The sequence below is a fragment of the Bacillus sp. MC1252 genome, assembly GCF_056838025.1.
Genome location: NZ_CM166369.1, coordinates 2,699,459 through 2,724,419, shown reverse-complemented (window position 1 = coordinate 2,724,419; position 24,961 = coordinate 2,699,459). Strand labels below are relative to the sequence as shown.

Annotated in this window: 31 protein-coding genes and 1 riboswitch; of the genes, 18 read left to right on the top strand and 13 right to left on the bottom strand. The window is 41.7% G+C overall.

Annotation, left to right across the window (positions count from 1 at the left end; all coding sequences use genetic code 11):
* The first annotated feature begins 33 nt into the window (after positions 1 to 33).
* Both ACYH0L_RS13970 and menC read left to right on the top strand, forming a co-directional pair.
* Positions 34 to 1,482 (top strand): o-succinylbenzoate--CoA ligase, encoded by a 1,449-nt coding sequence (locus tag ACYH0L_RS13970; RefSeq protein ID WP_327924843.1) that lies wholly within the window; start codon positions 34 to 36, stop codon positions 1,480 to 1,482.
* Positions 1,483 to 2,607 carry an o-succinylbenzoate synthase gene (gene menC / locus ACYH0L_RS13965; RefSeq protein ID WP_099728589.1) on the top strand — a complete coding sequence of 375 codons (1,125 nt, stop codon included), beginning with the start codon at positions 1,483 to 1,485 and terminating at the stop codon, positions 2,605 to 2,607.
* Positions 2,608 to 2,711: 104 nt separating this feature from the next.
* On the opposite strand, the gene ACYH0L_RS13960 is transcribed toward menC, so the two are convergent.
* From ACYH0L_RS13960 to ACYH0L_RS13945, 4 genes are all read right to left on the bottom strand, one after another.
* On the bottom strand, positions 2,712 to 2,903 hold the full coding sequence (locus ACYH0L_RS13960) for a hypothetical protein (protein WP_099728590.1): 192 nt from the start codon (positions 2,901 to 2,903) through the stop codon (positions 2,712 to 2,714).
* A 25-nt stretch (positions 2,904 to 2,928) separates the two neighbouring features.
* Positions 2,929 to 3,087, bottom strand: a complete 159-nt coding sequence (locus tag ACYH0L_RS13955) for a DUF1540 domain-containing protein (RefSeq protein WP_099728591.1) — start codon at positions 3,085 to 3,087, stop codon at positions 2,929 to 2,931.
* A 68-nt stretch (positions 3,088 to 3,155) separates the two neighbouring features.
* On the bottom strand, positions 3,156 to 4,202 hold the full coding sequence (locus tag ACYH0L_RS13950; RefSeq protein WP_180275559.1) for a cytochrome d ubiquinol oxidase subunit II: 1,047 nt from the start codon (positions 4,200 to 4,202) through the stop codon (positions 3,156 to 3,158).
* A 22-nt stretch (positions 4,203 to 4,224) separates the two neighbouring features.
* Positions 4,225 to 5,556, bottom strand: coding sequence for a cytochrome ubiquinol oxidase subunit I (locus ACYH0L_RS13945; RefSeq protein WP_230031100.1), 1,332 nt, complete (start codon positions 5,554 to 5,556; stop codon positions 4,225 to 4,227).
* Between the two features lie 175 nt (positions 5,557 to 5,731).
* On the opposite strand from ACYH0L_RS13945, the gene ACYH0L_RS13940 reads away from it, so the two are divergent.
* Positions 5,732 to 5,974, top strand: coding sequence for a type B 50S ribosomal protein L31 (locus ACYH0L_RS13940; protein WP_017358374.1), 243 nt, complete (start codon positions 5,732 to 5,734; stop codon positions 5,972 to 5,974).
* A gap of 79 nt (positions 5,975 to 6,053) precedes the next feature.
* Here the strand turns inward: ACYH0L_RS13940 and ACYH0L_RS13935 are convergent, their stop codons facing one another.
* Positions 6,054 to 7,040 (bottom strand): metal ABC transporter solute-binding protein, Zn/Mn family, encoded by a 987-nt coding sequence (locus ACYH0L_RS13935; RefSeq protein ID WP_482354114.1) that lies wholly within the window; start codon positions 7,038 to 7,040, stop codon positions 6,054 to 6,056.
* Between the two features lie 215 nt (positions 7,041 to 7,255).
* On the opposite strand from ACYH0L_RS13935, the gene ACYH0L_RS13930 reads away from it, so the two are divergent.
* Entirely contained in the window at positions 7,256 to 7,822 is a 567-nt protein-coding gene (locus tag ACYH0L_RS13930) for a beta-class carbonic anhydrase (protein WP_099728614.1), read from the top strand.
* A gap of 1 nt (position 7,823) precedes the next feature.
* Here ACYH0L_RS13930 and yidD read toward each other — a convergent pair whose 3' ends face one another.
* A complete protein-coding gene (gene yidD / locus ACYH0L_RS13925; RefSeq protein WP_099728595.1) occupies positions 7,824 to 8,048 on the bottom strand; it encodes a membrane protein insertion efficiency factor YidD in 225 nt (74 codons plus the stop codon).
* Between the two features lie 126 nt (positions 8,049 to 8,174).
* On the opposite strand from yidD, the gene ACYH0L_RS13920 reads away from it, so the two are divergent.
* Both ACYH0L_RS13920 and ACYH0L_RS13915 read left to right on the top strand, forming a co-directional pair.
* Positions 8,175 to 8,648, top strand: a complete 474-nt coding sequence (locus ACYH0L_RS13920) for an S-ribosylhomocysteine lyase (protein ID WP_099728596.1) — start codon at positions 8,175 to 8,177, stop codon at positions 8,646 to 8,648.
* Between the two features lie 120 nt (positions 8,649 to 8,768).
* The gene (locus tag ACYH0L_RS13915) at positions 8,769 to 9,203 is read left to right on the top strand and encodes a FixH family protein (RefSeq protein WP_099728597.1); all 435 of its coding nucleotides are present in this window, start codon (positions 8,769 to 8,771) and stop codon (positions 9,201 to 9,203) included.
* An 8-nt stretch (positions 9,204 to 9,211) separates the two neighbouring features.
* Here ACYH0L_RS13915 and ytzI read toward each other — a convergent pair whose 3' ends face one another.
* Positions 9,212 to 9,358: a YtzI protein gene (gene ytzI / locus ACYH0L_RS13910; protein WP_099728598.1), complete on the bottom strand. Its 147-nt coding sequence runs from the start codon at positions 9,356 to 9,358 to the stop codon at positions 9,212 to 9,214.
* A 131-nt stretch (positions 9,359 to 9,489) separates the two neighbouring features.
* On the opposite strand from ytzI, the gene ACYH0L_RS13905 reads away from it, so the two are divergent.
* From ACYH0L_RS13905 to ACYH0L_RS13890, 4 genes are all read left to right on the top strand, one after another.
* The gene (locus ACYH0L_RS13905; protein ID WP_099728599.1) at positions 9,490 to 9,927 is read left to right on the top strand and encodes a Dps family protein; all 438 of its coding nucleotides are present in this window, start codon (positions 9,490 to 9,492) and stop codon (positions 9,925 to 9,927) included.
* Between the two features lie 119 nt (positions 9,928 to 10,046).
* The gene (locus ACYH0L_RS13900; RefSeq protein ID WP_008342942.1) at positions 10,047 to 10,238 is read left to right on the top strand and encodes a hypothetical protein; all 192 of its coding nucleotides are present in this window, start codon (positions 10,047 to 10,049) and stop codon (positions 10,236 to 10,238) included.
* Between the two features lie 158 nt (positions 10,239 to 10,396).
* Complete coding sequence (locus tag ACYH0L_RS13895; protein WP_230031098.1) at positions 10,397 to 10,801, top strand: phage holin family protein; 405 nt, start codon at positions 10,397 to 10,399, stop codon at positions 10,799 to 10,801.
* Between the two features lie 43 nt (positions 10,802 to 10,844).
* Positions 10,845 to 11,153, top strand: a complete 309-nt coding sequence (locus ACYH0L_RS13890) for a hydrolase (RefSeq protein ID WP_099728601.1) — start codon at positions 10,845 to 10,847, stop codon at positions 11,151 to 11,153.
* 231 nt (positions 11,154 to 11,384) lie between these two features.
* Here the strand turns inward: ACYH0L_RS13890 and ACYH0L_RS13885 are convergent, their stop codons facing one another.
* Together ACYH0L_RS13885 and ACYH0L_RS13880 are read right to left on the bottom strand one after the other, a co-directional pair.
* Positions 11,385 to 12,176 (bottom strand): AIM24 family protein, encoded by a 792-nt coding sequence (locus tag ACYH0L_RS13885; RefSeq protein WP_099728602.1) that lies wholly within the window; start codon positions 12,174 to 12,176, stop codon positions 11,385 to 11,387.
* Between the two features lie 22 nt (positions 12,177 to 12,198).
* On the bottom strand, positions 12,199 to 12,852 hold the full coding sequence (locus ACYH0L_RS13880; protein WP_230031097.1) for a TerD family protein: 654 nt from the start codon (positions 12,850 to 12,852) through the stop codon (positions 12,199 to 12,201).
* A gap of 248 nt (positions 12,853 to 13,100) precedes the next feature.
* Here ACYH0L_RS13880 and ytkD point away from each other — a divergent pair, with 248 nt between their 5' ends.
* Positions 13,101 to 13,577: an RNA deprotection pyrophosphohydrolase gene (ytkD, locus tag ACYH0L_RS13875; protein ID WP_230031096.1), complete on the top strand. Its 477-nt coding sequence runs from the start codon at positions 13,101 to 13,103 to the stop codon at positions 13,575 to 13,577.
* Between the two features lie 33 nt (positions 13,578 to 13,610).
* Here the strand turns inward: ytkD and ACYH0L_RS13870 are convergent, their stop codons facing one another.
* The 3 genes from ACYH0L_RS13870 to ACYH0L_RS13860 are packed head-to-tail and all read right to left on the bottom strand — an operon-like array spanning position 13,611 to position 16,179.
* Positions 13,611 to 14,357 (bottom strand): ABC transporter permease, encoded by a 747-nt coding sequence (locus ACYH0L_RS13870; protein WP_370461125.1) that lies wholly within the window; start codon positions 14,355 to 14,357, stop codon positions 13,611 to 13,613.
* Between the two features lie 34 nt (positions 14,358 to 14,391).
* A complete protein-coding gene (locus tag ACYH0L_RS13865) occupies positions 14,392 to 15,162 on the bottom strand; it encodes an ABC transporter ATP-binding protein (protein WP_099728606.1) in 771 nt (256 codons plus the stop codon).
* A gap of 15 nt (positions 15,163 to 15,177) precedes the next feature.
* The gene (locus ACYH0L_RS13860) at positions 15,178 to 16,179 is read right to left on the bottom strand and encodes an ABC transporter substrate-binding protein (RefSeq protein WP_099728607.1); all 1,002 of its coding nucleotides are present in this window, start codon (positions 16,177 to 16,179) and stop codon (positions 15,178 to 15,180) included.
* 174 nt (positions 16,180 to 16,353) lie between these two features.
* On the opposite strand from ACYH0L_RS13860, the gene ACYH0L_RS13855 reads away from it, so the two are divergent.
* The 6 genes from ACYH0L_RS13855 to ACYH0L_RS13830 are packed head-to-tail and all read left to right on the top strand — an operon-like array spanning position 16,354 to position 21,489.
* Complete coding sequence (locus tag ACYH0L_RS13855; RefSeq protein ID WP_249704932.1) at positions 16,354 to 17,082, top strand: carotenoid biosynthesis protein; 729 nt, start codon at positions 16,354 to 16,356, stop codon at positions 17,080 to 17,082.
* A complete protein-coding gene (locus ACYH0L_RS13850) occupies positions 17,051 to 17,797 on the top strand; it encodes a lysophospholipid acyltransferase family protein (protein WP_099728609.1) in 747 nt (248 codons plus the stop codon). Before ACYH0L_RS13855 ends, ACYH0L_RS13850 begins: the two co-directional genes overlap by 32 nt.
* A complete protein-coding gene (locus ACYH0L_RS13845; RefSeq protein WP_367308359.1) occupies positions 17,782 to 18,909 on the top strand; it encodes a glycosyltransferase family 2 protein in 1,128 nt (375 codons plus the stop codon). The genes ACYH0L_RS13850 and ACYH0L_RS13845 overlap by 16 nt, the downstream gene beginning before the upstream one ends.
* Positions 18,906 to 20,387 (top strand): phytoene desaturase family protein, encoded by a 1,482-nt coding sequence (locus tag ACYH0L_RS13840; RefSeq protein ID WP_482354113.1) that lies wholly within the window; start codon positions 18,906 to 18,908, stop codon positions 20,385 to 20,387. Before ACYH0L_RS13845 ends, ACYH0L_RS13840 begins: the two co-directional genes overlap by 4 nt.
* Positions 20,388 to 20,413: 26 nt before the next feature.
* Positions 20,414 to 21,208: an alpha/beta hydrolase family protein gene (locus ACYH0L_RS13835; protein ID WP_482354112.1), complete on the top strand. Its 795-nt coding sequence runs from the start codon at positions 20,414 to 20,416 to the stop codon at positions 21,206 to 21,208.
* Between the two features lie 38 nt (positions 21,209 to 21,246).
* Complete coding sequence (locus tag ACYH0L_RS13830) at positions 21,247 to 21,489, top strand: DUF2584 domain-containing protein (RefSeq protein WP_034322580.1); 243 nt, start codon at positions 21,247 to 21,249, stop codon at positions 21,487 to 21,489.
* Positions 21,490 to 21,527: 38 nt separating this feature from the next.
* On the opposite strand, the gene pckA is transcribed toward ACYH0L_RS13830, so the two are convergent.
* Complete coding sequence (pckA, locus tag ACYH0L_RS13825) at positions 21,528 to 23,114, bottom strand: phosphoenolpyruvate carboxykinase (ATP) (RefSeq protein ID WP_482354111.1); 1,587 nt, start codon at positions 23,112 to 23,114, stop codon at positions 21,528 to 21,530.
* Positions 23,115 to 23,341: 227 nt separating this feature from the next.
* Positions 23,342 to 23,476, top strand: a riboswitch (SAM riboswitch).
* A gap of 193 nt (positions 23,477 to 23,669) precedes the next feature.
* Here pckA and metK point away from each other — a divergent pair.
* Positions 23,670 to 24,872 carry a methionine adenosyltransferase gene (gene metK, locus ACYH0L_RS13820; RefSeq protein WP_099726790.1) on the top strand — a complete coding sequence of 401 codons (1,203 nt, stop codon included), beginning with the start codon at positions 23,670 to 23,672 and terminating at the stop codon, positions 24,870 to 24,872.
* Positions 24,873 to 24,961: the final 89 nt, after the last annotated feature.

The following is a 24,961-nucleotide window of genomic DNA, read 5'->3' as shown; positions in this document are numbered from 1 at the left end:
CTAAGCTGTTTTCTTTTACGAAAAGGAGGTGTCATGATGAAGCAACCCAATTGGCTGCTGCACCGTGCCTATTTAACGCCAGACCGAGTCGCGCTCATTTATCAAGATAAAAAGTGGACATTTCGCGAATTAGCCTTTGAAGTAGATGAGCTTGCAAATAGACTTGCACGTACATCACTGAAAAAAGGGGAGACGGTTGCGCTTTTGATGAACAATCATCCTCAAATGGTGATGCTTGTTCATGCTTGTTTTTTATTAGGATTAAAAATCGTGCTATTGAACAATAAGTTAACAAAAACTGAAAGACTCTATCAGCTTGTAGATTCAAAAGCCAAGGTTTTATTAACAGAACCTGTTTATGCGAAGGATCATGATGGTGATTTACCTGTTTATACAATGGAAACTTTACCTGAAGCTGATCAAGATCATGAAAAGAAAATCGAGAAAGACTTTGATTTGAATGAAACAGCGACCATCATGTATACATCTGGAACGACAGGGCGTCCAAAAGGGGTGGAGCAAACGTTTGGCAATCATTTTCATAGTGCTGTTTCCTCTGCATTGAATGTAGGCATCAGAGAGAACGACCGCTGGCTCATTGCGCTGCCCCTTTTTCATATAAGCGGCTTATCAGCTCTATTTAAATCTGTTATATATGGCATGACCGTCGTGCTTCATCAAAAATTTGACGTTGATGAAATAAAGGATTCAATTGAACAGCATCGTGTGACAATGATATCAGTTGTTCAAACGATGTTATCCCGTTTATTAAGCAGGCTAGAAGAATGTCCGTCTTCTTTACGCTGTCTTTTATTAGGCGGAGGACCTGCGCCGTATGCAATGCTTCAAGAGAGCAAAGAGAAGGGCTTTCCTGTGTTTCAATCGTACGGTATGACGGAAACCTGCTCACAAATTGTGACACTTGCGCCTGAATTTAGTGTAGAAAAGCTTGGATCTGCGGGAAAACCTCTATTTGGATGTGAACTGAAGATTCAAAGTGGAGAACGCACTTGTCGACCTTTTGAGCATGGTGAAATTATGGTCAAAGGTGCAAATGTAATGAAAGGTTACCTTCACCGTGAAGAAGAAACCGCTGCTGCTTTTGATCAAGACTGGCTGAAAACAGGGGATATTGGCTATGTGGATGAGGAAGGGTTTTTATTTGTGCTCGACCGACGTTCAGATTTAATTATTTCTGGTGGAGAGAATATTTATCCTGCGGAAATTGAAGCGGTTCTCTTAACACATCCGTATGTAAAAGAAGCCGGAGTGACGGGTATATATGATGATAAATGGGGAGAGGTACCTGCTGCCTTTCTTGTGACAGACCATAAGATACCTGAGAATGAGCTCTATGCTTTATGTCAGTCGCATTTAGCCAAGTATAAATGGCCAGCTGCTTTTCACTTTGTGGACGAGCTGCCAAGAAATGCGTCGAATAAATTGCAGAGGCACAGACTCAAGATCAAAGGGGTTTTTTAGATGATTCAAATTGAACGAGTGATTTTATATCATGTCACGATGAAGCTCAAGCAGCCATTTACAACAAGTTTAGGAACAATCTCAGAGCGTGAGTTTATTATTGTCGAGGTAAAAGATCAAACAGGATTGACTGGGTGGGGAGAGGTGTCTGCCTTCTCTTCCCCGTGGTATACAGAAGAAACAATCGAAACCTGTTATCACATGCTAAGGGCTTTCTTTATTCCAAACGTGCTGACGCGTTCTTTTACACACCCTTCAGAAATTCCAGACAGCTTGTACCACTTTAAAGGCAATAGAATGGCCAAAGCGGGAATTGAAGCGGCTGTTTGGGATATTTATGCGAAGCGTGAGAATAAGTCCTTACGCGACGTATTAGGCGGCAAGAAAGAGAGAATTCCATCTGGTGTTGTGGCGGGTTTAGGACCCATTGATGAAATGCTTCAGCAAATTCAGCAATATGTTGACCAAGGCTACCAGCGTGTGAAGGTGAAGATTAAGCCGGGACAAGATATTGGACTCCTTCAAAAGATAAGAGAGTCTTTCCCTGATCTTCCGTTAATGGCGGATGCGAACTCTGCCTATGAATTAAAGGATATTAGTAAACTGAAGCAGCTTGATGACATTCGATTATTAATGATTGAACAGCCTTTAGCTGCAGATGATATTGTGGATCATCGTCATTTGCAAAAGCATTTAAAAACACCTATTTGTTTGGATGAAAGCATTTGTTCTTTAGACGATGCCCGAAAAGCTGTAGAACTAGGCAGCTGTCAGATTATTAATGTGAAGCCTTCACGAGTTGGTGGGCTGACAGAAGCACTTAAAATTCATGCGTTTTGTAAGGAGCATCAAATTCCGTTATGGTGCGGGGGGATGATTGAAACAGGCATTTCCCGTGCGCAGAACGTGGCACTTGCTTCGCTTCCGCAATTTACAATCCCAGGTGATATTTCAGCTTCGTCAAAATACTGGGAGCAGGATATCATTTTTCCTGAAATCAAAGTTGAAAACGGGTTTATTGAGGTTCCTCGTTCACCAGGAATGGGTGTGGAAGTTGATTATCAAGCGCTCCGTTCTTTCTCAGATAAAATTGACGTGTTCACAAAACATGATTTTGTAAAATGAAAACGAGATCATCACCTTTTGCACATCCAATAGAAAATATGTATAGTGGGGGAAAGTTTTTCCTTCCTGTCTGAAAAAAAGAAAGAGCGGTGATCCGCTCTTTCTTACTCTTCTGCCAGCTCGCTGTCGTAAGCAAGCTGTCCAATATACTGATGCATCTCATTAGGCATGTTTGTTACATGACCATATTCATAATCCCAAAGGTTTAAAAAGGAGTGAGCTGCCTGATAAAATGCGGCTTCGTCCGCGTCATGAATTTCGTCAAAAAACGTTTGAAGCAGCCGATCGTGTTTCAAAGTGAAGCGCCTCCTTTAATGAGACTTAAAGATCTTGTGGTTTAAACGTTTTACAATCAGTTTCTTCACTTTTCGCAGCCGTATTTCCTGTGTGGCTGACGACATAGATTGCATCTGCTCCACAGCGATTTCCATCATTCCAATAGGAACAGTTATTTACTTCACAAAGGATTTTTTGACTCATACAGATGACCTCCTTTTGAGTATGTCTTTCGTTTATAATGTAACCGAAATGAACGTCGTCCATTCATGTTAATCTTCCTGGCGAATATAGCGCTTATCCTTCATAAACAATTTCCAGAAGAGATAGAACCCAGGAAATAAGATGATGAAACCTACAATATACGTTATAAATAATGCCCTAAATGTGACAGGGTCTGTAAATCCAGACATGATTGTAATATCTGGATAAGCCATATAGGGCAAATGAGCACGTCCATACACATAGCTTGCTAAGAAATATTGAATGGTAATCGCAATGACGGCTAAACGTGGTCTCCCTTTCCGATGCTTAAATCGGCTGTTTGGTATAAATAGGGCCAATCCCGCAAGCAAAAACATGAGCAGGGAAACAAGAAGAATTGGGATGTTCTCCATCATTTTTGAGAACAGCCAATTGGCCTCGCTTCGTAGTGTCAGCATGATAAAGAGGGCCATCATGAGAGAAAGTGGACCCGTAATGAGTGCTCCCCTTCTATAAATGCTGTAGGCTTCGTTTTCATCTGCCACATTAGAGAAATCAGCTAAAAGCAAAGATGAGAGAAAAAGGGTGCTGAAAATCGCAAAGCCCACGAAGGAATAGACATTTGCACTTGTAAAGACCAGTCCTAGATCTAACGAGTAGACGTTGTTCTCCTGAAAGATAAATCCACCATGGGTAATCGGGAGAACCATGATGAGGATGGACGGAATGATAAAGCCGCTAATCCCTGAAATGTATGTGACGGCTTTCCGGTATTTTTTAGGCAGTGAATGAGAAAATACGAGAAACCCGCTTCGCAGTGCAAGAAGCAATAAAATGATGCTGCCCGGTATTAATAAAACGGTGCCAAGCACAAAGGTTGCGCCTGGAAACAGGCTAAACAATGCGACGACGATGGCCACAATGAATACGTTTGTCACTTCCCATGTTGGAGAGAGGTACTTATTTGCAATATTAGCGGCCTTTGTTTGCTCTCTATTCATATAAATCATCGACCAAAATCCTGCGCCGAAATCCATTGATGCCATCACTGCGTAGATAAAAACGAATCCCCATAAGATGGTGATTGCAATAAGCGCATCAGTTGTAACATCCATTTGCATCAAGATCGCTCCCTTTTTAAGATTCTGTTAACCGTAGGTCTTCTTCAATTGAATGTTTTCTAAAGTAGTACGTTAGTACAATAACGGTTGCTATGCCTAAAATGAGATAGACAATGGCAAAAAGGATGAAGAGTGTCCCAATAGAGCCTGATGACGTGACGACCTCTGAGGTTTTGAGCATTCGATAAATGACCCATGGCTGGCGGCCTGTACATGCAAAGATCCAGCCAAATTCAATGGCCAAAAGACTAAGTGGTCCGCCGAATAAGTAAAGAAAAAGGAGCCACTTCGGATAATGTTCACGTTTTAAAATTTTACGGTAGAGCAGTGCTAACACAGCAAATAGAATGAGCACTGATCCAATAATGACCATTCCGTTAAATAACGTGTGAATAAATAAAGGCGGCCACTCGTCTCTAGGAAAATCATTTAAGCCTTTGACCACTGTATCAAAGCTATTTCCTGCGAGAAAACTAAGGGCCCAAGGGATTTCTATAGCACCTTTAATTTCCTGCGAATCGACATCAGTAAAACCACCTATTGCAAGAGGCGCGTGTGATTGGGTTTCAAATAAACCTTCTGCACCCGCTAACTTTTCAGGCTGATATTCATACAGGAGCTGAGCGGATTCGTGACCGTTTAAAGCTGTAAGAAAAGAGAAAAGTCCACCTACAATGAGTCCAAGAAAAAGGGCTTTTCGATGAAACGAATAGAGCTTCTCATTCTTTCTTGTTTTGAGCATTTTAAAAGCAGCCACTGAAGCAATCACAAAGGCACCTGTTGTAAAAGCAGACAGCACGACATGTGTAGCGGTCACAACAAAACTTGGATTGAAAAAGGCCTTCCAAGGCTCAATATTTGTGATTTCTCCATTGACCATCTGAAAGCCAGCAGGTGTTCCTTCAAAAGCATGTACGTTTGTAATCAGAATTGCTGAAGCGGCTGCGCCGATCACAACAAAAATAACGGTAATGATGCGCATAGCAGGTGAGAGGCGATCCGCTGCGTACACATAAATAGACATAAATAATGCTTCAATAAAAAAAGCATAGATTTCAATCTGAAATGGAAGTGACATGACCTTTCCGATAACCTCCATAAAACCCGGCCATAGAAGGGCAAGCTGCGTACCGGCAATGGTACCAGTTGGAATGGCGACGCCTAATAGGACAGCCTGTGCCTTTGTCCACCGCTTGGCCATGACTGCATAATGCGGGTCTTTCGTTTTTTGGAAGATGAGTTCAGCTAATAAAATCATTAGCGGGATTCCGACGCCAAGCGAGGCATAAATAATATGAAAGCCCATTGTTGTGCCGAACAGGCTTCTAGCTAAAACGAGATCAGTCAATTTTTTCTCCGCCTTTCTTATCGCTTCTCTTTTTCATGATGCTTATTATTCTCCACCATTTTTAGATTATTCTTCCTGACTAAGAAAGCTTGTTTTTTGACAAGTTGTAAAAGAGGGAGTAGAATATAATTGTAAAGCGTAATCATTACGTTTTGATATGAAAGGAGTTTTGACATTGAAAAGAGATATTCATCCAACCTCACATGAAGTTGTATTTATGGACGTAAACAGCGGTTACCGCTTCTTAAGTAGATCAACAAAGACATCACATGAGACCGTAGAGTGGGAAGATGGGAAGACTTATCCTGTCATTAAAGTAGAGACAAGCTCTGATACGCACCCATTTTATACAGGACGCCAGAAATTCGGAGAAAAAGGCGGCAGAGCGGAGCAATTTAAGAAAAAATATCAAATGTAAACAAAGGAACACACCTGATCATGGTGTGTTTTTTTTGTGTAGTAAAAAAACCCCGGCTGATCGCACGGGGTTCATTTCTTCATTCAACATTTAAAGCGGTTTTTAAGGTGTTTAAATTTTGTTTCATTAAGCTGACGTAGCTTTCGCCATTTTTGGCATCATCTTCAGTAATGGATTCTAGATTTTTGAGTGTGAGGCTTTTTGCCCCAATTTCACTGCGGATCGTATCTGAGACTTTACTGCTGACGTTATTTTCAAAAATCACATATTGAATGTGATGCTTTTCTGCCTGTTGTACAATATTTTGGAGCTTCTTTTGTGAAGGCTCTTCAGAAGCGGAGAGTCCTAATACACTGATCTGCTCAATACCATAGCGCTTTTCCCAATAACCGTAAGCTGCGTGAGAAACAAGAATTTCTTTATGTTTTGCTTTAGATAACGTTGTTTTGAATTCTTGATCTAAAGATAGTAATTCTTTTTTTAATTTTTCATAGTTTTTTGTGTATTCATCTTTATGATCTGGATCTAACGAAACGAGTGTTTCTTTAATGTTTTTCGCCATTTGCTGCGCATAGACAGGGTCTAACCATGCATGCGGATCTTTATCCCCGTGATCGTGTCCATCATGGTCATGATCTTCACCTTCATGATCGTGGTCGTCGCCTTCTTCATGTGCATGTTCTTCTTTTGTCGATAACAGTTTGATGCCTTCAGCAGCTTTGACAGTTTTCACGCCTTGGTCTTTTAATGTAGCAGCTGTTTTGTCAGCGAATGCTTCAGCACCTGTACCGCTGTAAATAAAGGCGTCACCTTCAGCCATTTCAACCATCGTTTTTGAACTTGGTTCAAAGCTATGTGCATCTGCATTGGCAGGGTACACACTTTGAGCATGAACGTGAGAGCCGCCAATTTTTTCAGTGAAATCTTGAATTGGGAAGATCGTGGTATAAATGGTTAATTTCCCGTCTGCATTTCCTTTTGAAGCATTTGTCCCCGCACTGCTTGAGCAAGCGGTAAGACCGATCGCGAATAAAGCAGCTGTTAAAATAAAAAAGATTTTTTTCATCTAAAAAATGTCTCCTCTCAATCTATTAGATAGAAATGATTACGATTTAATGTCCTGAGTTATTGTATCGTAATAATTACGATTTGAAAAGGGGAAAATAAAAATTTTTCATCAAGCAGATGTTTCCTCTAAAAAAATATGACGCAAAACGTGACGAAATTTCAAACATTGTGCTATATTTATTTTTAAAAAAAGATAAAGGAATGGACAAACATATGAAACTTTTAGACGAAATCATCGAATACAATCAACAATTTATTGAAGAGAAGAAATACGAAGAATTTACAACAACGAAGTTTCCACAGAAAAAAGCTGTCGTTCTATCATGTATGGATACAAGACTTGTTGAACTACTTCCACGTGCAATGAACATGAAAAATGGAGATATTAAGATTGTCAAAAGTGCTGGTGCTCTTGTTTCTCATCCATTTGGAAGTATTATGCGAAGCATTTTAGTGGCTGTCTATGAATTAAATGCTGACGAGGTTTACGTCATCGGGCATCACGATTGCGGCATGAGCAAAATAGATAGCCAAACCCTTTTAAATAAAGCCATTGAGCGTGGTATTCCAGAAAAACGAATTGAAGTACTGGAATACTCAGGAATCGATTTTAAACAGTGGCTCAAAAGCTTTAGCTCAGTTGAAGAGAGTGTGAAGGACAGTGTGTCCGTTGTGAGAAATCATCCGCTTCTTCCATCAGATGTGCCTGTACACGGGCTTGTGATTGATCCTGGAACAGGTAAGCTTGACTTAGTTGTCAACGGATATGAAGAAAAGTAATTTATTTTTCTTTTTTAGGCGGAACAGGGTCGATGCCGCCGGGGTGCAGCGGGTGACATTTTAAAATCCGTTTGATTGTGAGCCAGCCGCCTTTTAAAGCGCCATGCGTTTTGATCGCCTCTAGTCCATAGTTTGAGCAGGTTGGATAAAACCGGCAGCTAGGCGGTGTAAGAGGGGAAATATATTTTTGGTAAAAGCGTATCATGCCGATAAAAATTGGTTTCATCGAGGTTCCTCCTTGTCTGTCTTTCACAGTATAAGAAAAAAGGACAAGGAAGGAAAGTTTTATAAACTAAGCTGGTCGGAGAAATATGTTATAATATAGGAAATTGCAATTATAGGAGTGGTGATTATGCCTTCAGTTGAAAGCTTTGAACTTGATCATAATGCTGTAAAAGCGCCATATGTTCGTCATTGCGGCGTTCATAAAGTGGGATCAGATGGAGAAGTAAATAAATTTGATATTCGTTTTTGTCAGCCAAATAAGCAGGCGATGAAACCTGATACGATTCATACATTAGAGCATTTACTTGCGTTTAATATTAGAACACACTCAGAGAAATATGATCATTTTGATATCATCGATATTTCTCCAATGGGCTGCCAGACAGGCTACTATTTAGTCGTCAGTGGTGCACCGACACCAAAAGAGATCGTTGAAATGCTTGATGCAACATTCAAGGATGCAGTTGAGGTAACAGAAATTCCTGCTGCAAATGAAGAGCAATGCGGTCAAGCGAAGCTTCATGATCTTGAAGGGGCAAAACGTTTAATGCGTTTTTGGCTTTCACAGGATCAAGAAGAGCTTTTAAAAGTATTTGGTTAATCGGATAGTGAACCGGGCATATCAGATGTCCGGTTTTTTTATATGAAATCGATCATCAGATGTAAAAACAGGGGATATTTGTTAAAATGGACATGTCAATAAAAGAAGGGGGAAACTTGGATGCGAAAAATGATGGGAATCATTCTGATGCTCGTGTTACTTAGTGCATGTGGAAACTCTGCAGCGAGCAACGACAAAGGGGAAGTGCCTGAGTTATTAGAAGTTAAGCTTACAGGACCGGAGCAAGTGGAGAAAAATGAAAGCGTTATAGTAAAAGCAGCTGTCACATATGGTGATACGCCTGTTGATGATGCAGATGATGTTCAATTTGAAGTGTGGAAAGATGGCGATAAGGATAACAGCAAGATGATTCAGCCAAAGAAAGAAAATAAAGGTGTATATGAATTGCATACAGCCTTCAAAAAAGATGGCCTTTATATCATACAAGTCCATGTGACAGCTAAACAGCAGCATAATATGCCGAAGACAAACATCCACGTAGGTAATGTGAAAAAAGAAAGTTCATCTACTGAAGAAGAAACCTCACATCATTGAAAGCGGTTTTATTTTGAGTTAGGACGTTGGTTTGGTTCAGCATCCTTTGGTGAATCGACTTTATGCTTGTATTCATAAGCCTTTGATGTCGTCCATAGTGATAAAAAGACAACGATTGAGATAATGATAAAGCTGATAATCCCAAGTAACAGCATCTAACTCCCTCCTTATTTCCATATTAACATATATTTCATGCAGTCAAAATAGAAGAAATTGATGGCAGGTTTCAGTATAATAAAAAAAGGGTATTCTCATACTAAGCGCAACTACATAAGGAGGAATCAACATGTCAGAAAAATTATTAAACGTCGTCAATAAACAAGTAGCTGATTGGACTGTACTTTATGTGAAATTACATAACTATCACTGGTATGTAAAGGGAAAAGACTTCTTTACACTCCATGAAAAATTCGAGGAATTGTATACAGAAACAGCCACATATATTGATGATTTGGCTGAGCGTATGCTTGCGTTAAATGGAAAGCCTGTTGCGACAATGAAAGAGTGCTTAGAAATCTCTAGCATTCACGAAGCTGAAGGCAAAGAATCAGCTGAGCAAATGGTGAAAAATCTATTTGATGATTTCTCCAATATTGCAGAGGAATTAAAGCAAGGAATGGAACTGGCTGCAGAGGTTGGCGATGAAACAACTGGTGATATGTTACTAGCCATTCATCAATCCATTGAAAAACACAACTGGATGCTAAAAGCATTTTTAGGATAATACGAATGTGGAAGAAATGTCGATCATAAGATCGGCATTTTTTTGATGGATTTGTGACAGACAGCCCATTCAAATCATAGGGCTTTAAGCCGAAGAGAAAAGAGAAGGGAGGGGAGAAGATGTCCTCAATTGCAGGAATGATGAGTCAGCAAGTGGCAAGTATTCAAAAAACACTCAATATTAGTTTGTTGAATTCACAGCTTGCCACCAACACAGCACAAGCCATGGTGATGCTGGATCAAGTACAGCAGCAGCCCCAAGCTGTTCAGCCTAAAGATTCAGATGCTACATTTATTGATGTCAGGGTTTAACGAAGAAAGTCGCCTTTCACAGGCGGCTTTTTTACGGTTTTATCAGTGTTTTCGAGCAAAATGACCCCGCCTTTATTTTTTGTCGTCCAAGCTATTGATCAGATCTGGCATATACTATTCACGTAAAGAGTTCCACTCTGAAAGGATGTTGATGCCAAGTGAGCAAAGATTTAGGCATCTTTTCGTTGTTTACAGTTAGTTTGTCGGCAATGGGCTTTCTGTTTGGTGGAGCAGGATATTTACTGATGACATTAGTGACACTGATGGCAATTGAATTAATTTGTTCAAGCCTAAGAGAATCTGTGACTGGACAGCTCACAATGAAGCGGTTTTTTACTAGGCTAGTTCGAAAGGTTGTGACGATCTCCTTAATATCCATGGCACATTTCTTCGATGTCATGCTGAAGACAAATGGGACGATCAAGGATTTAGCGCTCATCTTTTATATCATTTATGAATCCTACCAAATCGTCTCGACAGCTAAAGCCCTCGGAATTCCCATCCCACAGTTATTCATTGATGTGTTAGACATGATTAAAAATAAATTGCGAAAAAAGCCGTAATTTGTCCATATCTGGTCATACTAAAGGAAAAAGGATGAATCAGATGGCGAGACACACATACTATGTATCCGTGCAAGACGGGTCAATATCACAGCACAGAGATGCGGCTGCTTGGCAATTTCAAATAGAAGCAGACGATGATCAAATTTTGCAGCTGAGAGACTATTTTGATGAGCAGTATATGACAGATTGGAAAGGCTTCTTTCGGGCACATGTTCCATTCCTTGAATATCATTATGATAGTCCAAATGACGAAATGGACAGAAAAAGAAAAGAGATTTACTCGATGATTTATGAGCTAGGGAATGAAGAGACAAAGAACTTTATTGAGACAAATGGGTTCATGAATTGAAAAAGCATGTAGAGATTTTCTACATGCTGCTCAGATTGTTGACAAAGGGCTAAAATGATCTTCATTTTAGCCTTTTGTCTTCTTTTCAGCGTGATAGAAAACCTTTGAAGACTAGGAAGGACGAGTGCCAGAGCGGAGCGAATTTGACATTCGTGAGCACCGGCACGCAAACCTGCGGGCGAATTTGAGGGTTTGTCTACACGCTGGGCATGTAGAATTTTCTACATGCTTTTATTTTCGCGGATTTAAGATGCCTCCGATCAGATCACTGATTCCGCCTCTATTTTCCTGCTGCGATTGATGTGAATTTGTTAATTCGTGAGAGGCGCTTTGGCTCTGAGGCTTGTAGCGGTTATCATCTAAACCGACCCGCATCCCAGATGTGCGTTCAAATGGCTGGATAATGACAATTTGGTCTGGTTCTTGGAATTCAAATAAGTAGGATTCGCCAGAAGTTTGTCCAATGAAGGTTTTCCAGTTGACATCTAATTTGACTTTCGGTGCTTTACCCGTCCAAGCGACAATGGCGTCAGGATCTACACGGCAAGGTGCTTTTAGGATGAGCGGGTTTCCAGTCGTTTTAATGGCAACTTGGGCCCCGTGCCCCTGATAGGAAAGCTTTGAGGTAAACAGCCCTTTCTGTGATAAAATACCAACGCCTACTGGTGTCACGCCGTAGTGGCATTCCTCAGTAAAGGCAAGTAAATCTTCGCTTTCTACGCTCACATGCTGCCAAGGACCGCTTGGCTCTAAATTAATCACTGTCACGTGCTCGCTTGAATCAGCTAAATAGCAAGTACCTTGACCACTCACTTCCATCATCTCAAGGTTTTCACCTGTCAATTTCCTGCTGATATGGTTAAATACTTGGCTGACCATATTTCCTTTATTCGTTCCAAGTAATCTCTTTCGGTATTGAAATGTCCCTTGGTCTGCAATCATGGCGCCTTTTTTAGCAAAAAAGATCCCACTGCCTTCTGCTTGTAAGGTGAGTTCTTCTATCGTGTTGAAATGAAATCCCATTGGTGAGGCCTCCTGTCCTGCGTCAAGATGTGAATCCATAAATGCGGCATAAATCGTTTAAATCCAGGGTGGTACCTTGTCCGGTGGCAGTGATCTTCCATTCATGCTGATCTCTCGTTAGTTCAGCACAAATGATGGATGTACAATACGAATAATTCTCTGTTAACTGAAAGGTACAAATCTCTTGCTGCGAGATTTGATCAAAAAGGCGCAGATAGGCATTGGTGACTTGTCCAAAATGATGCGTGCGCTCGTGTGTATCATGTATCGTCGCTGTTACGACGATTTTATGAATATCAGGTGAGACTCTGCTTAATTGCATAATGATCATTTCATTGTCTCGATATCCTCCGCCAAACTGATGATCACCAAGATGACGAACAGCTCCGTCTAAGCTTTGCTGCTGATGATAATAGATCAGATGCTTTGGGGACAACAGCTTGTCCTCCTCATTTAAGAGAAAAACTTGCGTATCTAAATCAATCGGCTGACCAGACAAATCCCAGCCGAGCCCGATATGAATTTGGTCGATATGTGGATTGTCTTTCGTCAAGTCTAGCTTTTGCCCTTTTATGAGGTGTTTCTTGATCGCCTCATGAGGTGCGTCTTCTTTCTCGTTTTTGCTGAGCGGAAGCGGCTGATTCTTTTCTTGTTTTGACCCATTTGTTATGCTCATGCTGGTTTCCTCCTCGTCGTTATAGGACAAACACTGTTTCATTTACGTCATAAGGGGTAAGAAGGTTTCATGATTAAAAATGGACGAAAATGGAGATGATAAAAAGGTTTTAGCGAGAATACCTCATTTTAAATACAGACGAGATGGAACCACTCGTTTGTTTCACTTTTGATAAAAATTCTTCAGAGAAATGTGATCTGTGGTATGATGTTTTACAAGAAGCAAGGACAGGATATGAGGGATTTCACATGCATGTATTTAAAGACTATTATCATAATACGGTCAAGCTCTCTTTTGAAAAGAAGCCTTTTTCAAGTCATCCTAAGCATGTTTGGGCCATCTGCCGCTACCAGGGGAAATGGCTGCTCACTGAACATGAGGATCGGGGCTATGAGTTTCCAGGAGGGAAAGTAGAGCCAAATGAAGAAGCGGACCAAGCCGCTATACGGGAGATTCAGGAAGAGACGGGTGCTGTTGTTCGTGAATTAACGTATATTGGTCAATATCAGGTGCTTGGCAGAGAAAAGGTCATTGTGAAGAATATTTATTTCGCTGATATTGAAAGGCTTGTCAAGCAAGACACGTATTTTGAAACGAAAGGACCCGTTCTTTTCGCAGACTTACCAACATCCATCTCAAAAAATAAAAATTTCAGTTTTATTATGAAAGATGATGTCTTAAGAAAAAGTCTTGCTTATTTAGAAAAGAACGGTTTGATTCGTTAAAAAAGCGCAGGGAGATAGTCCCCTGTGCTTTTTTTATTTTTGAAGAAAACGGCGTTCGAGCCACTCAACGAGCTGATACATGATGGTAGCAAACACGGCGATAATGAAAAGACTTAGAAACACGAGTGTAAAGTTGAAGACTTGAAAGCCATAAATGATCATGTAGCCGAGTCCTTTTGAAGAAACAAGGAATTCCCCTACAATGACCCCAACCCAAGAAAGACCAACATTCACCTTGATGGCAGAGATCATCGTTGGAATACTCGCTGGCAACATGACCTCACGAAAGACAACGCTTTTTTTCGCACCAAAGGTTTTCATTACTTTCAAATAGTTCTCATCGACCTCTTGAAAGGCTGTATAAATGACAATCGTTGTAATGATCACACTAATGATCGCGCCCATGGCGACAATGCTGATCATGCCAGGTCCAAGTGCAACAATTAAAATCGGGGCGAGAGCGACTTTCGGCATGGCATTTAAAATGACTAAATATGGATCAAGAACGTTCGCCAGACGGGTGGACCACCATAAGGCGGCAGCGAGTAAAATGCCGCAAAAGGTACCAAGTAGAAATCCGAGCATCGTCTCAAACAACGTAATACTCATATGATTCATTAACGAACCATCTGATATTTTTTGCACAAACAATTGGCAGACCGCAGATGGTGAACTGAAAATCAGCGGATCTATGAGTCTAAATTGACTGGCAAGTTCCCAAAGAGAAAAGAAGCTGGCGAAAATGATGAGCTGATAGACACGTGTGATGCGTTTTTCCATTCGAACTTTTTTTCGATAGGCTTCATGTAAAAGGTCACTGTGTTTCAACTGTTTTCAGCTCCTTCCAAATCGTTTGAAAGAGCTCTTGGAAACTTGATGTCTGTCTTGCTTCAAAAGGAGAGAGAGTCCTCAGTTCATCAGGAACGGTAAAGATATGCTGGATCGAGCCGGGATGCTTTGAGAATAAGAAAATACGATCACTCATCGCAATGGCTTCGCCGATGTCATGTGTCACAAGGACTGCTGTTTTTTGATAGTTTTTTAATGTGTGAAAAACGAGATCTTCTAATGTCAGTTTGGTTTGGTAGTCTAGAGCTGAAAATGGTTCATCTAGTAAAAGCAGGCTGGGATCAACTGCAAGCGTTCGGGCGAGTGCTGCCCGCTGCCTCATTCCGCCTGACAGCTCCTTCGGATATTTTTCCTCCACATCTTCAAGCCCAAGCTTTGGCAGTAAGCCAAGAGCAGCTGAGGTGGCCTCGTGTGAATCCTGTTTGGCAATTTTCAACCCGAGAATGACATTTTCCTTGATGGTTTTCCAAGGGAACAAATAATCTTGCTGGAGCATGTAGCCGATTTGATGCTCCTTTTGATTCGGTTCTTTTCCTTCGATTAAAATTCGACCTTCAGAGGGCGGCGTAATTCCTGCGATGATGGACAGCAGGGTTGTTTTCCCGCAGCCGCTGGGACCAATAAATGAGATGAATTCACCTTGGTCAATCTCCATATTGATATGCTGTATGGCCGTTGTTTTTTCTTTTAAAGAGAAGTACGTGTGGGTCACATCGTCAATTTGAAGGAAAGACATGTGCTACCTCCTATTCTATTTGTGATCTGTGACCTTCTTTGCAATGGATGAATCGACAAGCTGTTTGTACGGGATAAATTCCGGCAATTCACCGCTCGCCTCCATGATTTCCTGTAACTTGTTCCATTCCTCTTCATTCAGAAGGGGATCTGTTGCATATGAGTGCTGCTGCTTGTAGCGTTTGATCGCAGTTGATAAGACATCAAGGTCCGTATCAGGAAAATGAGATTGGATCGTTTTTGCAATCTCCTCTGGGTGCTTCGCTTCTACCCATTTCTGCGCTTTATAAATAGCACGAGTAAAGGCTTCGGCCGTCTCTTTGTTTTCCTCTAAGTAACTCTTCTTTGCCATGAAGGTGGTATAAGGCACCTTGCCAGAAGCCTTTCCAAAGGAGGCGGTAATGTACCCTCTGCCTTCTTTTTCAATTAAGGAAGCTGTTGGTTCGAATAACTGCACAAAATCGCCAGTTCCAGAGGAGAAAGCACCTGAAATGTTGGCAAAATCAATATTTTGAATCATCCGAAGATCCCTTTTTAAATCAATGCCTTCCTTTTTCAGGACATATTCCCCGACCATTTGCGGCATGCCGCCTTTCCGCTGTCCTAAGAAGTCTTTTCCTTTTAATTGATCCCAAGAGAAATGATTTACTTTCTCTCTTGAAACAAGAAATGTGCCGTCTGTTTGTGTCAGCTGTGCAAAGTTCATGACAGAGTCTTTTGTGTCTTGTGCCTCAACATAGATAGAGGATTCAGATCCGGTCAGCGCGATATCGGCACCGCCGGATAAAAGAGCTGTCATCGTTTTATCGCCGCCCCAAGTGGTTTTTACTTCAACCTCTAAGCCTTCTTCTTTGAAGAATTCCTCTGATAAGGCGACATAAAGCGGAGCATAAAAAACCGAATGGGTGACCTCGGCTACTTGTACGGTCTGCTCTTGTTCTTTTTTACAGGCGACAAATGGAATAAAGAGCAGGACAACGAATATGAATGCCAGTCTGACTTTGATGGAACGATTCAAGAGTAATTCGCCTCCTTTGTTCTAGATCACTAATTAAAGTATGTCAAAAGGGATTTTTGGTGAGTTCCTAGATGAAAATAAGAAGCGCATTGTTTATTTATAGAACGTGTTTTTTTTTCTATACTAGAAGCATGATTGCTTTCTTGAATTTGGTAGAAATAAAGGAGCGGTTTCGTGTATAGAGTGAGTTGGGTATTTGTTGGATGGTATATGGTAGGACTCATATTAATGGTCTTTTTTGAAGTGCCGGCATGGCTTCAGTTTGCAAATGGAATTTTCCTCGTGCTGTACGCTTGCTGCGTCATAGAGATTGGCCGAAATATTTATGGCTCATGGAGCTTTGTGATCAAAAGAGCAGCTGTTGTGGGCGTTCTTACGTTTACGATTGAATGGGTAGGAATTACAACCGGTTTTCCATTCGGGGCCTATGATTATTATCCGACGTTAGGTTTTCTTGTGGCAGGAGTGCCTTTAACGATTGCTTTTGCATGGGTTGGCGTGTTTTTAAACAGTCTTTTTTTATCAAGTCAACAGTCGAAGTGGAAACGGGCTATCGAAACGGGGATATGGATTGTGCTGCTTGACCTCATATTAGATCCAGTAGCGGCTGAGCGGAAGTTTTGGGTGTGGTATGACGGCGGTGGATTTTTTGGTATTCCTTTTGAGAATTTTGTGAGCTGGGGTATGATTGGAGCAGCACTCTCATTTCTTTTCCCGCTTGTCTCGATTGATCAAAAGGCACTGCGCTGGACGAGTCGTATTTATCAGGCCATGGTGTTCTTTTTCGGTCTTTTGGCATTAAAGGGCGGACTCGATGTCATTTTTTATTTAGCACTGATCATTGTCATTTTGTGTGAAGGAAGGGTTCGATTTGAAAGAAAGCGACAAAAGCCGATCGTTTAGACGAATATTTTCACTTTATTTTGAACGGTATTTACTCCATAAACATTTCCGCTGTGTGATGATGAAAGGCTCGGTGGACCCGAAGGAGAAGCTGCCTGTTCTTTATCTCGCCAATCACAGCTCATGGTGGGATGGAATGATCATCTTTCTTTTAACAGAAAAAGCGTCTGAACTCGATCACTACATGATGATGGAAGAGAAGCAGCTGAAGCAATATGCTTTTTTCCGCAAGCTTGGTGCGTTTCCAGTTCATAAAGAGAAGCTGAAAAGCGTAAAACAGGCATTAATGACGGCAAAAGAGAACATGAAGGCCGGCGGAGCTGTATGGCTTTTTCCGCAGGGGAAAATCATGCATCAGGATACGCGGCCGCTTGAACTGGAAGGCGGGGCTTCTTTTTTAGTGAGGCAATTTGAGCAGGTCGTGATCAAGCCTGTGACCTTGCAATATACATTTAATCAATTTCAAAAGCCGACAGTTTCTGTTGTGTTCGGCGAAGATGCCTTAGTATCTGGAGGCTCATTTCGAAGCAAGGAAGTGACACGCATGCTCGGAGACCTGCTTGAAACGCAGTTAAACGCACATCAAGCGCAGGTCATCGCTGATCCTGATTTTTCAACAAACGAAGAATTTAGACAGATGACAAGGACAAGTCAGTCAACAAGTGATGCGTTTGATTCCTTTAAAAAGTGGGTGAAAACATGGCGATCTTCTTAACCGTGATCAGTGTACTGCTGCTCTGTCAGTTCGTTTTTACCATATGGAATATGAAGCAGTTTCCTGTACTAAAGCAAGCATCTGTTTCGCCCGATAAACCCATATCGTTATCAATCCTGATTCCAGCAAGAAATGAGGAAAAACGGATAGAAGCATGTCTCCAGTCGATTGTTGATCAGCGTCTTTACCCAAAAGAGCTGATTGTACTAGATGATCATTCGACAGATGAGACAAGAGCGATCGTGGAGCGCTTCGCAGAGACCTATCCGTGGATTCGTGTGCAATCAGGTCAAGCATTGAAGCGCGGCTGGCTTGGTAAATCCTATGCTTGTTCTCAGCTTGCTGAGGCAGCATCTTCTGATTGGCTGCTATTTTTAGATGCTGATGTCAGGTTGAAAAGAGGGGCAATTGAAGCGGTATACCAGCAGTTAAGCACGCAAAAAACGGGAATGCTTTCAGGCTTTCCAGAGCAAAAAACAGGCACGTTTTTCGAGCATCTTGTGATTCCCATGATGATGTTTACAATTGGCTGCCATTTGCCAGTGAAATGGGTAAGGAAATCCCAAAATCCTGCTTTTGCTGCAGCTCATGGCGGCTTTATTGCAATTGAAAAGAATTGTTATCACGAAATTGGCGGTCATGAAGCGATCAAGGATTCGCTAGTTGATGATATGGCGTTAGCTAGACTGGTGAAAGAAAAGGGCTTTCCGTTCACACTCGCAAGTATTCATCCATTTGTTTATATGAGAATGTACGAGAATGGACAGGAAGTTTGGGAAGGCTATCGAAAAAATTTATTCCCTGGGGTGAATCGAAGCATTGCTTTGTTAAGCGGTGTCTTTTGTTTATACACGGTGCTTTATTTGGTTCCCGTCATTTGTTTCATGATCGCACTCATTCAGCTTGATGTGTTAAATCTATGTTTAGCCATTCTTTGCTACGGGCTGGGTGTGTCCATCAAAGCGGCAATTGATATTGAGAACGGAAGAACATCTGCTATGGCCTTTTTATTGCCGGTCAGCATTTTGAGTCTGATCGCCATTGGCTTTGCTTCTATGAAAATCGGACTGAAAAAAGAAGGGTACGAATGGAAAGGGAGAAGGTACGAATGAAAAAAGTGATCATCATTGGCGGAGGACTTGGCGGATTATCAGCTGCGATTCGCTTACAGTCATGCGGGGTTCAGGTCACCATTTTAGAAAAAGAAGCTGCTTTAGGCGGGAAATTACAGCGCCGTCAAGGGGCTGGCTACTCTTTTGATCTAGGGCCGAGTACCATGACAATGAAGACATATTTTGAAGATGTGTTTACTTCCTGTAATAGAAAGATGGAGGATTATGTGACATTTTATCCGATCTCTCCACTCACCAAAAACGTTTTCTCAGATGGTCATACGGTCGAGTTTACGCCGGATATCGAGCAAATGGAATCACAAATTGCAGCATATAGTCCTGAGGATGCAAAGCAATACCGTGCATTTTTACTGGAATCGAAGAAGCTTTTTCAAATGGCTGAGGAGCAGTTTTTAAATCGTTTGTTATTGACCTGGAAGGATAAGATGGATCTAAAGCTGATGAAAGCACTTCTTGCGGTCAAACCATTTACATCCGTTCAGCGCCTGCTGCGTCAATATTTTTGTCATCCTCATACATTGGCGATGTTTGGGCGGTATGCAACATACATTGGCTCTTCACCCTACGAAGCGCCCGCTATTTTTAATATGATGGCTTATTTAGAAGGGGAAAAAGGGATTTATGGAATAAAGGGCGGCACTTATCGTTTAGTCGAGGCATTCGAAACACTCGCAAAGGAACTAGGCGTCCAAATTCACCTCAATGAACAAGTAAGCAAGATTCATGTGAAAGATCGGCGTATCCAAGGAGTGGAGACTGCTCAGCAGATGTATGAGGCTGATCAAGTGATTGCAGGGGCGGATGCACTGACTGTCTACCGTCATTTGATTGATGAAAAAGACCGTCCTAGCTTCTTAAATCAAAAGCTGTCAAACATTGAGCCATCGTTATCTGGCTTTGTTCTTTTATTAGGAGTACCCAAAGCCTATGAACAGCTGTCCCATCACAATGTATTTTTCCCTGAGAATTATGAACAAGAATTCAAGGATATTTTTCAGAAAAAGCAATTACCTCAGGATCCAACACTTTACATATGTTATTCGGGCCATTCAGAGCCAGAATTAAGCGGAGGGCCGGGCAGAAGCAACCTTTTTGTCTTGGCCAATGCACCTTATGTGACAAAAGAGCAAAATTGGGACATGCTAAAGGAGACGTATCGTCAGCATATGAAAACCAAATTAAAGGAAAAGGGTCTCTTTGATATTGATCAGCTTGTCGAATATGAAGCGGTTCAAACCCCGCTTGATTTGCAGCAGAAAACGGGGGCATATCATGGAGCCATTTATGGCATGTCTTCAAACTCGTTCAAGCAGGCGTTCTTCCGTATCAATAATCAGTCAAAGGACATTGAAGGGCTTTGGTTTGTTGGAGGGACAAGTCATCCGGGCGGCGGCACCCCGATGGTGACAAAATCAGGCCAGCTTGTTGCAGAAGCGATCATCAAGCAATTGACGTAATACCGGATGAAAAGGAGAGAAATCAAGTGATTGTGGAAAAAAGAAGATTCCCATCGCCCCATCCGCATATTCATTTATATACAGTGACCTACGAGGCAGATGGACTTCGGATAAAGGGGCTGCTCGCTGAACCGGCCGGAGAAGGTCTCTATGAGGGCTTTTTGTATTTACGAGGCGGCATTAAAAATGTGGGGATGGTGAGACCTGGCCGAATCGTGCAATTTGCAGCACAAGGCTTTGTTGTCTTTGCTCCCTTTTACCGAGGGAATCAAGGAGGAGAAGGAAACGAGGATTTTGCCGGAGAGGATCGGAAAGATGCATTCGCTGCATTTCAGCTGTTGAAGCATCACAAAAAGGTAAAGCGGGATCGTATTCATATCTTTGGTTTTTCGCGCGGCGGTATTATGGGCATTTGGACTGCTGTTGAAATGAAACAGGAGGCTGCTTCCTTTGTAACATGGGGAGGTGTAAGTGATATGAAGCTCACCTATGAAGAGCGTGTCGATATGAGAAGAATGATGAAGCGCGTGATTGGCGGTCCGCCGCATAAGGTACCTGAGGCATATGAGGACAGAACACCTTTGAATGTTGTGGATCAAATGGAAGCGCCTGTTTTAATCATCCATGGAGAGCAGGATCAGAATGTATCCATTGAGCATGCGTATTTATTAGAAGAAGCGCTTCGCAAGCACGGGAAGTCTGTGGAAACATGGTATTTTCACGGCTACAATCATTATTTCCCGCCTCAGCATAATCGAGAGATTGTCAGAAGGCTGACGACATGGATGCACAGCCGAAAAAGCGGAAATGTGGTAAAATAAACGGGATAACGAATATAGAAAGTAGGGGGATTTTCATTATGGGAATGCCTGTTGAATTTAATACAATGATTGTCACAAAAGGAAATGAGACAAGAATTGAAGAAAATGTGTTTGAGCTCATGAAGGAAGGGTACCGCATTTATCCATTAAATATTCCGCTTGAGGTGCGCAAAACGAAAGACGGAGAAAAAACAGGGACAGCACATGTTGAAAAGCTGGAACTGACAGACAATGTTACGAAGGTGACTTACCGCCTTGTGTCATTGCATTCAACGAACTAAAAAAAGCTGAAGGGTATATTCCCTCAGCTTTCGTCTTTTTATACGAGTGGTCCGCCTTTTGCTTCAATGTCACTTGCCGCATGGCTGAATTTTCTGAAGTTCTTTTTAAATTCATTGGCAAGGAAGTGTGCTTTTTCTTGATAAGCATTTTGGTCTTCCCACGTTTTAGCAGGTTGAAGTACTTCATCTGGTACACCTGGAATATGAAGTGGAATGTGTAATCCAAAGATGTCGTCAGTAATCATTTCGGCATTGTCAAGGTCACCTTCGATCGCTGCTTGCACCATTGCTCTTGTATGAGCAAGATTCATTCGTTTGCCCGTACCATAGCCGCCGCCAGTCCAGCCTGTATTCACAAGGAATACTTTTGCACCGTGCTCATCAATTTTTTTGCCAAGCATTTCAGCATAGACGTGAGCTGGAAGTGGCAAGAATGGTGAACCGAAGCAAGTAGAGAATGTTGTTTCTGGTGACGTTACACCGCGCTCAGTTCCTGCTAATTTACTTGTGTAACCGCTCAAGAAATGGTACATCGCCTGTTCTTTTGTTAAACGGCTGATTGGAGGTAAAACGCCAAATGCATCAGCTGTTAAGAAGACAATAGCAGATGGATGACCTGCGATACTTGGTTTCACGATGTTATCAATCATTTCGATTGGGTAAGCAGCCCGTGTATTTTCAGTAAAGAATGTATCATCATAATCCGCTTCACGAGTTTCTTCATCAAGCACAACATTTTCTAGCACTGATCCGAAGCTGATGGCTTTGTAGATTTGTGGTTCTTTTTCTTCACTTAAGTTCACACATTTCGCATAGCATCCGCCCTCGATATTGAAGACACCTGTGCCAGACCATCCGTGTTCATCGTCTCCGATCAGCTTGCGGCTTGCGCTTGCAGAAAGCGTCGTTTTCCCAGTCCCTGAAAGGCCGAAGAATAATGCGACATCGCCTTCTTGACCAACGTTTGCTGAGCAGTGCATCGATAAAATATCTTGCTCAGGCAGCAGGTAGTTCATGACAGAGAAAATCGATTTCTTCATCTCTCCTGCATACTCTGTTCCACCAATGAGAATCGTCCGTTTTTCAAAAGAAACGATAATGAATGTTTCAGAGTTTGTTCCATCTGTTTCAGGATCTGCTTTAAAGTGAGGTGCAGATAAGATGGTGAAAGGTTTTTCGTTAGATGATGGCGTTGACCCGTCAGGTCTGATGAATAGCTGCTTTGCAAAGAGATTGTGCCATGCAAATTCGTTTACAACTGTAATCGGCATACGGTATCTTTCGTCAGCGCCGGCAAACCCTTCAAAGACAAATAGTTCATCACGTTCTTTTAAGTATGAGACAACCTTTGTATATAAACGATCAAATGCGTCTTTAGAGATCGGCTGGTTTACATGACCCCAATCGATTTTATGCTCAGAGCTTTCTTCTTTGACGATAAATTTATCTTTAGGCGAACGTCCAGTGTAAGCACCAGTTGTGGCGCGGACAGCTCCTGTTGATGTTAAAACGCCTTCATTACGTGCCAAAATCTTTTCAACAAGTTTCGGAACAGATAAATTTTGGTGCGTATTTTCTAATGAGAGCAATGACTGCAAATCTTCTTTTAAATCCACTGAGTTCATAAAAAAACCCTTCCTTTACCGTTGAATTTGTTTGTTTCGATTAGTATAACACATTGATAATAATAGTCTATACTATTTAAATATTTTTGTGTGTGTTTTTTCATTTCTGCTATGAAAATATGCTTTTTGGTGATGCTAATTGTGAGGTAAAAAAAGAGGAGAGATAATTCCTATGAAGCATTGACATGACGCAAGGGTTTAAGATAAGATATCTTATTGAACGGATACTCTTATCCCGAGTTGGTGGAGGGACAGGCCCGATGAAGCCCAGCAACCGGTTTCTTATGAAAAAGGCATGAACATGCTGAGAAACCAAGGTGCTAACCTGATGCAAGGTACAAGAACACCTTGAGCGATAAGAGTGAAAGGCATGCGATCTCAGACCCTTTCCTCGAAATGAAGGAAATGGTTTTTTTATTTTTGGGATATCATATGAACAAATTGCCAATAACATCTCTAATATAAACGTTTTCATATAAGAGGGAACGAGTTCCGTATCATATTGGAGGCCTCATCTTGGGATGATGTGGCCTTGTACAGGAGGAAATAGCCATTATGAGTCAAAATCGTCGTTTATTTACTTCAGAATCAGTGACAGAAGGACATCCGGATAAAATCTGTGATCAAATTTCAGACAGCATTTTGGATGAAATTTTAAAGAAAGATCCAAATGCACGTGTTGCCTGTGAGACCTCTGTAACAACCGGTCTCGTATTAGTAAGCGGTGAGATTACAACGTCTACTTATGTCGATATTCCAAAGACGGTACGTGACACGATTAAGGAAATTGGCTACACACGTGCGAAATATGGTTTTGATGCGGAAACATGTGCTGTGCTAACATCAATTGATGAACAGTCTGCTGATATTGCGCAAGGTGTAGACAAAGCGCTTGAAGCACGTGAAGGAACAATGACTGAAGAAGAAATTGATGCGATTGGTGCAGGTGACCAAGGGCTTATGTTTGGTTTTGCAAACAACGAAACAGAAGAGCTGATGCCGCTGCCGATTTCACTAGCGCATAAATTATCTCGTCGTTTAACAGAAGTACGCAAGGATCAAACACTTGCATACCTTCGCCCAGATGGAAAAACACAAGTAACAGTTGAATATGATGAACAAAACAAACCAGTTCGTATTGACACAGTGGTTATTTCCACGCAGCATGCACCAGAAGTGACGCTTGAACAAATTCAAAGCGATTTAAAAGAGCATGTCATCCACCCTGTGGTTCCAAGTGAACTGATTGATGAAGAGACAAAATACTTTATTAACCCAACAGGCCGTTTTGTCATCGGTGGACCTCAAGGGGATGCTGGTTTAACTGGACGTAAAATCATCGTTGATACGTATGGCGGCTACGCTCGTCATGGCGGCGGTGCTTTCTCTGGTAAGGACGCAACAAAGGTTGACCGTTCTGCGGCATATGCTGCTCGTTACGTAGCGAAAAACATCGTAGCAGCTGGCCTTGCAGATTCTTGTGAAGTGCAACTTGCTTATGCAATTGGTGTTGCACAGCCTGTATCGATTTCAATTGATACATTCGGAACAGGAAAAGCTTCTGAAGAAAAATTAATTGAAGTGGTTCGTGCGAACTTTGATCTACGTCCGGCTGGCATTATTAAAATGCTCGATCTGCGTCGTCCGATCTATAAACAAACAGCTGCATACGGACATTTTGGCCGTCACGATTTAGATCTCCCATGGGAAAAAACGGATAAAGCCGACACGCTTCGCAAGGAAGCATTAGGACAATAACAACATATAAAACCGCTTATTTTAAGCGGTTTTCCTTTTGATTAAAAAAAATTCTATAAAAAGCGTAAAAATGTGAAACGAAATCGGAC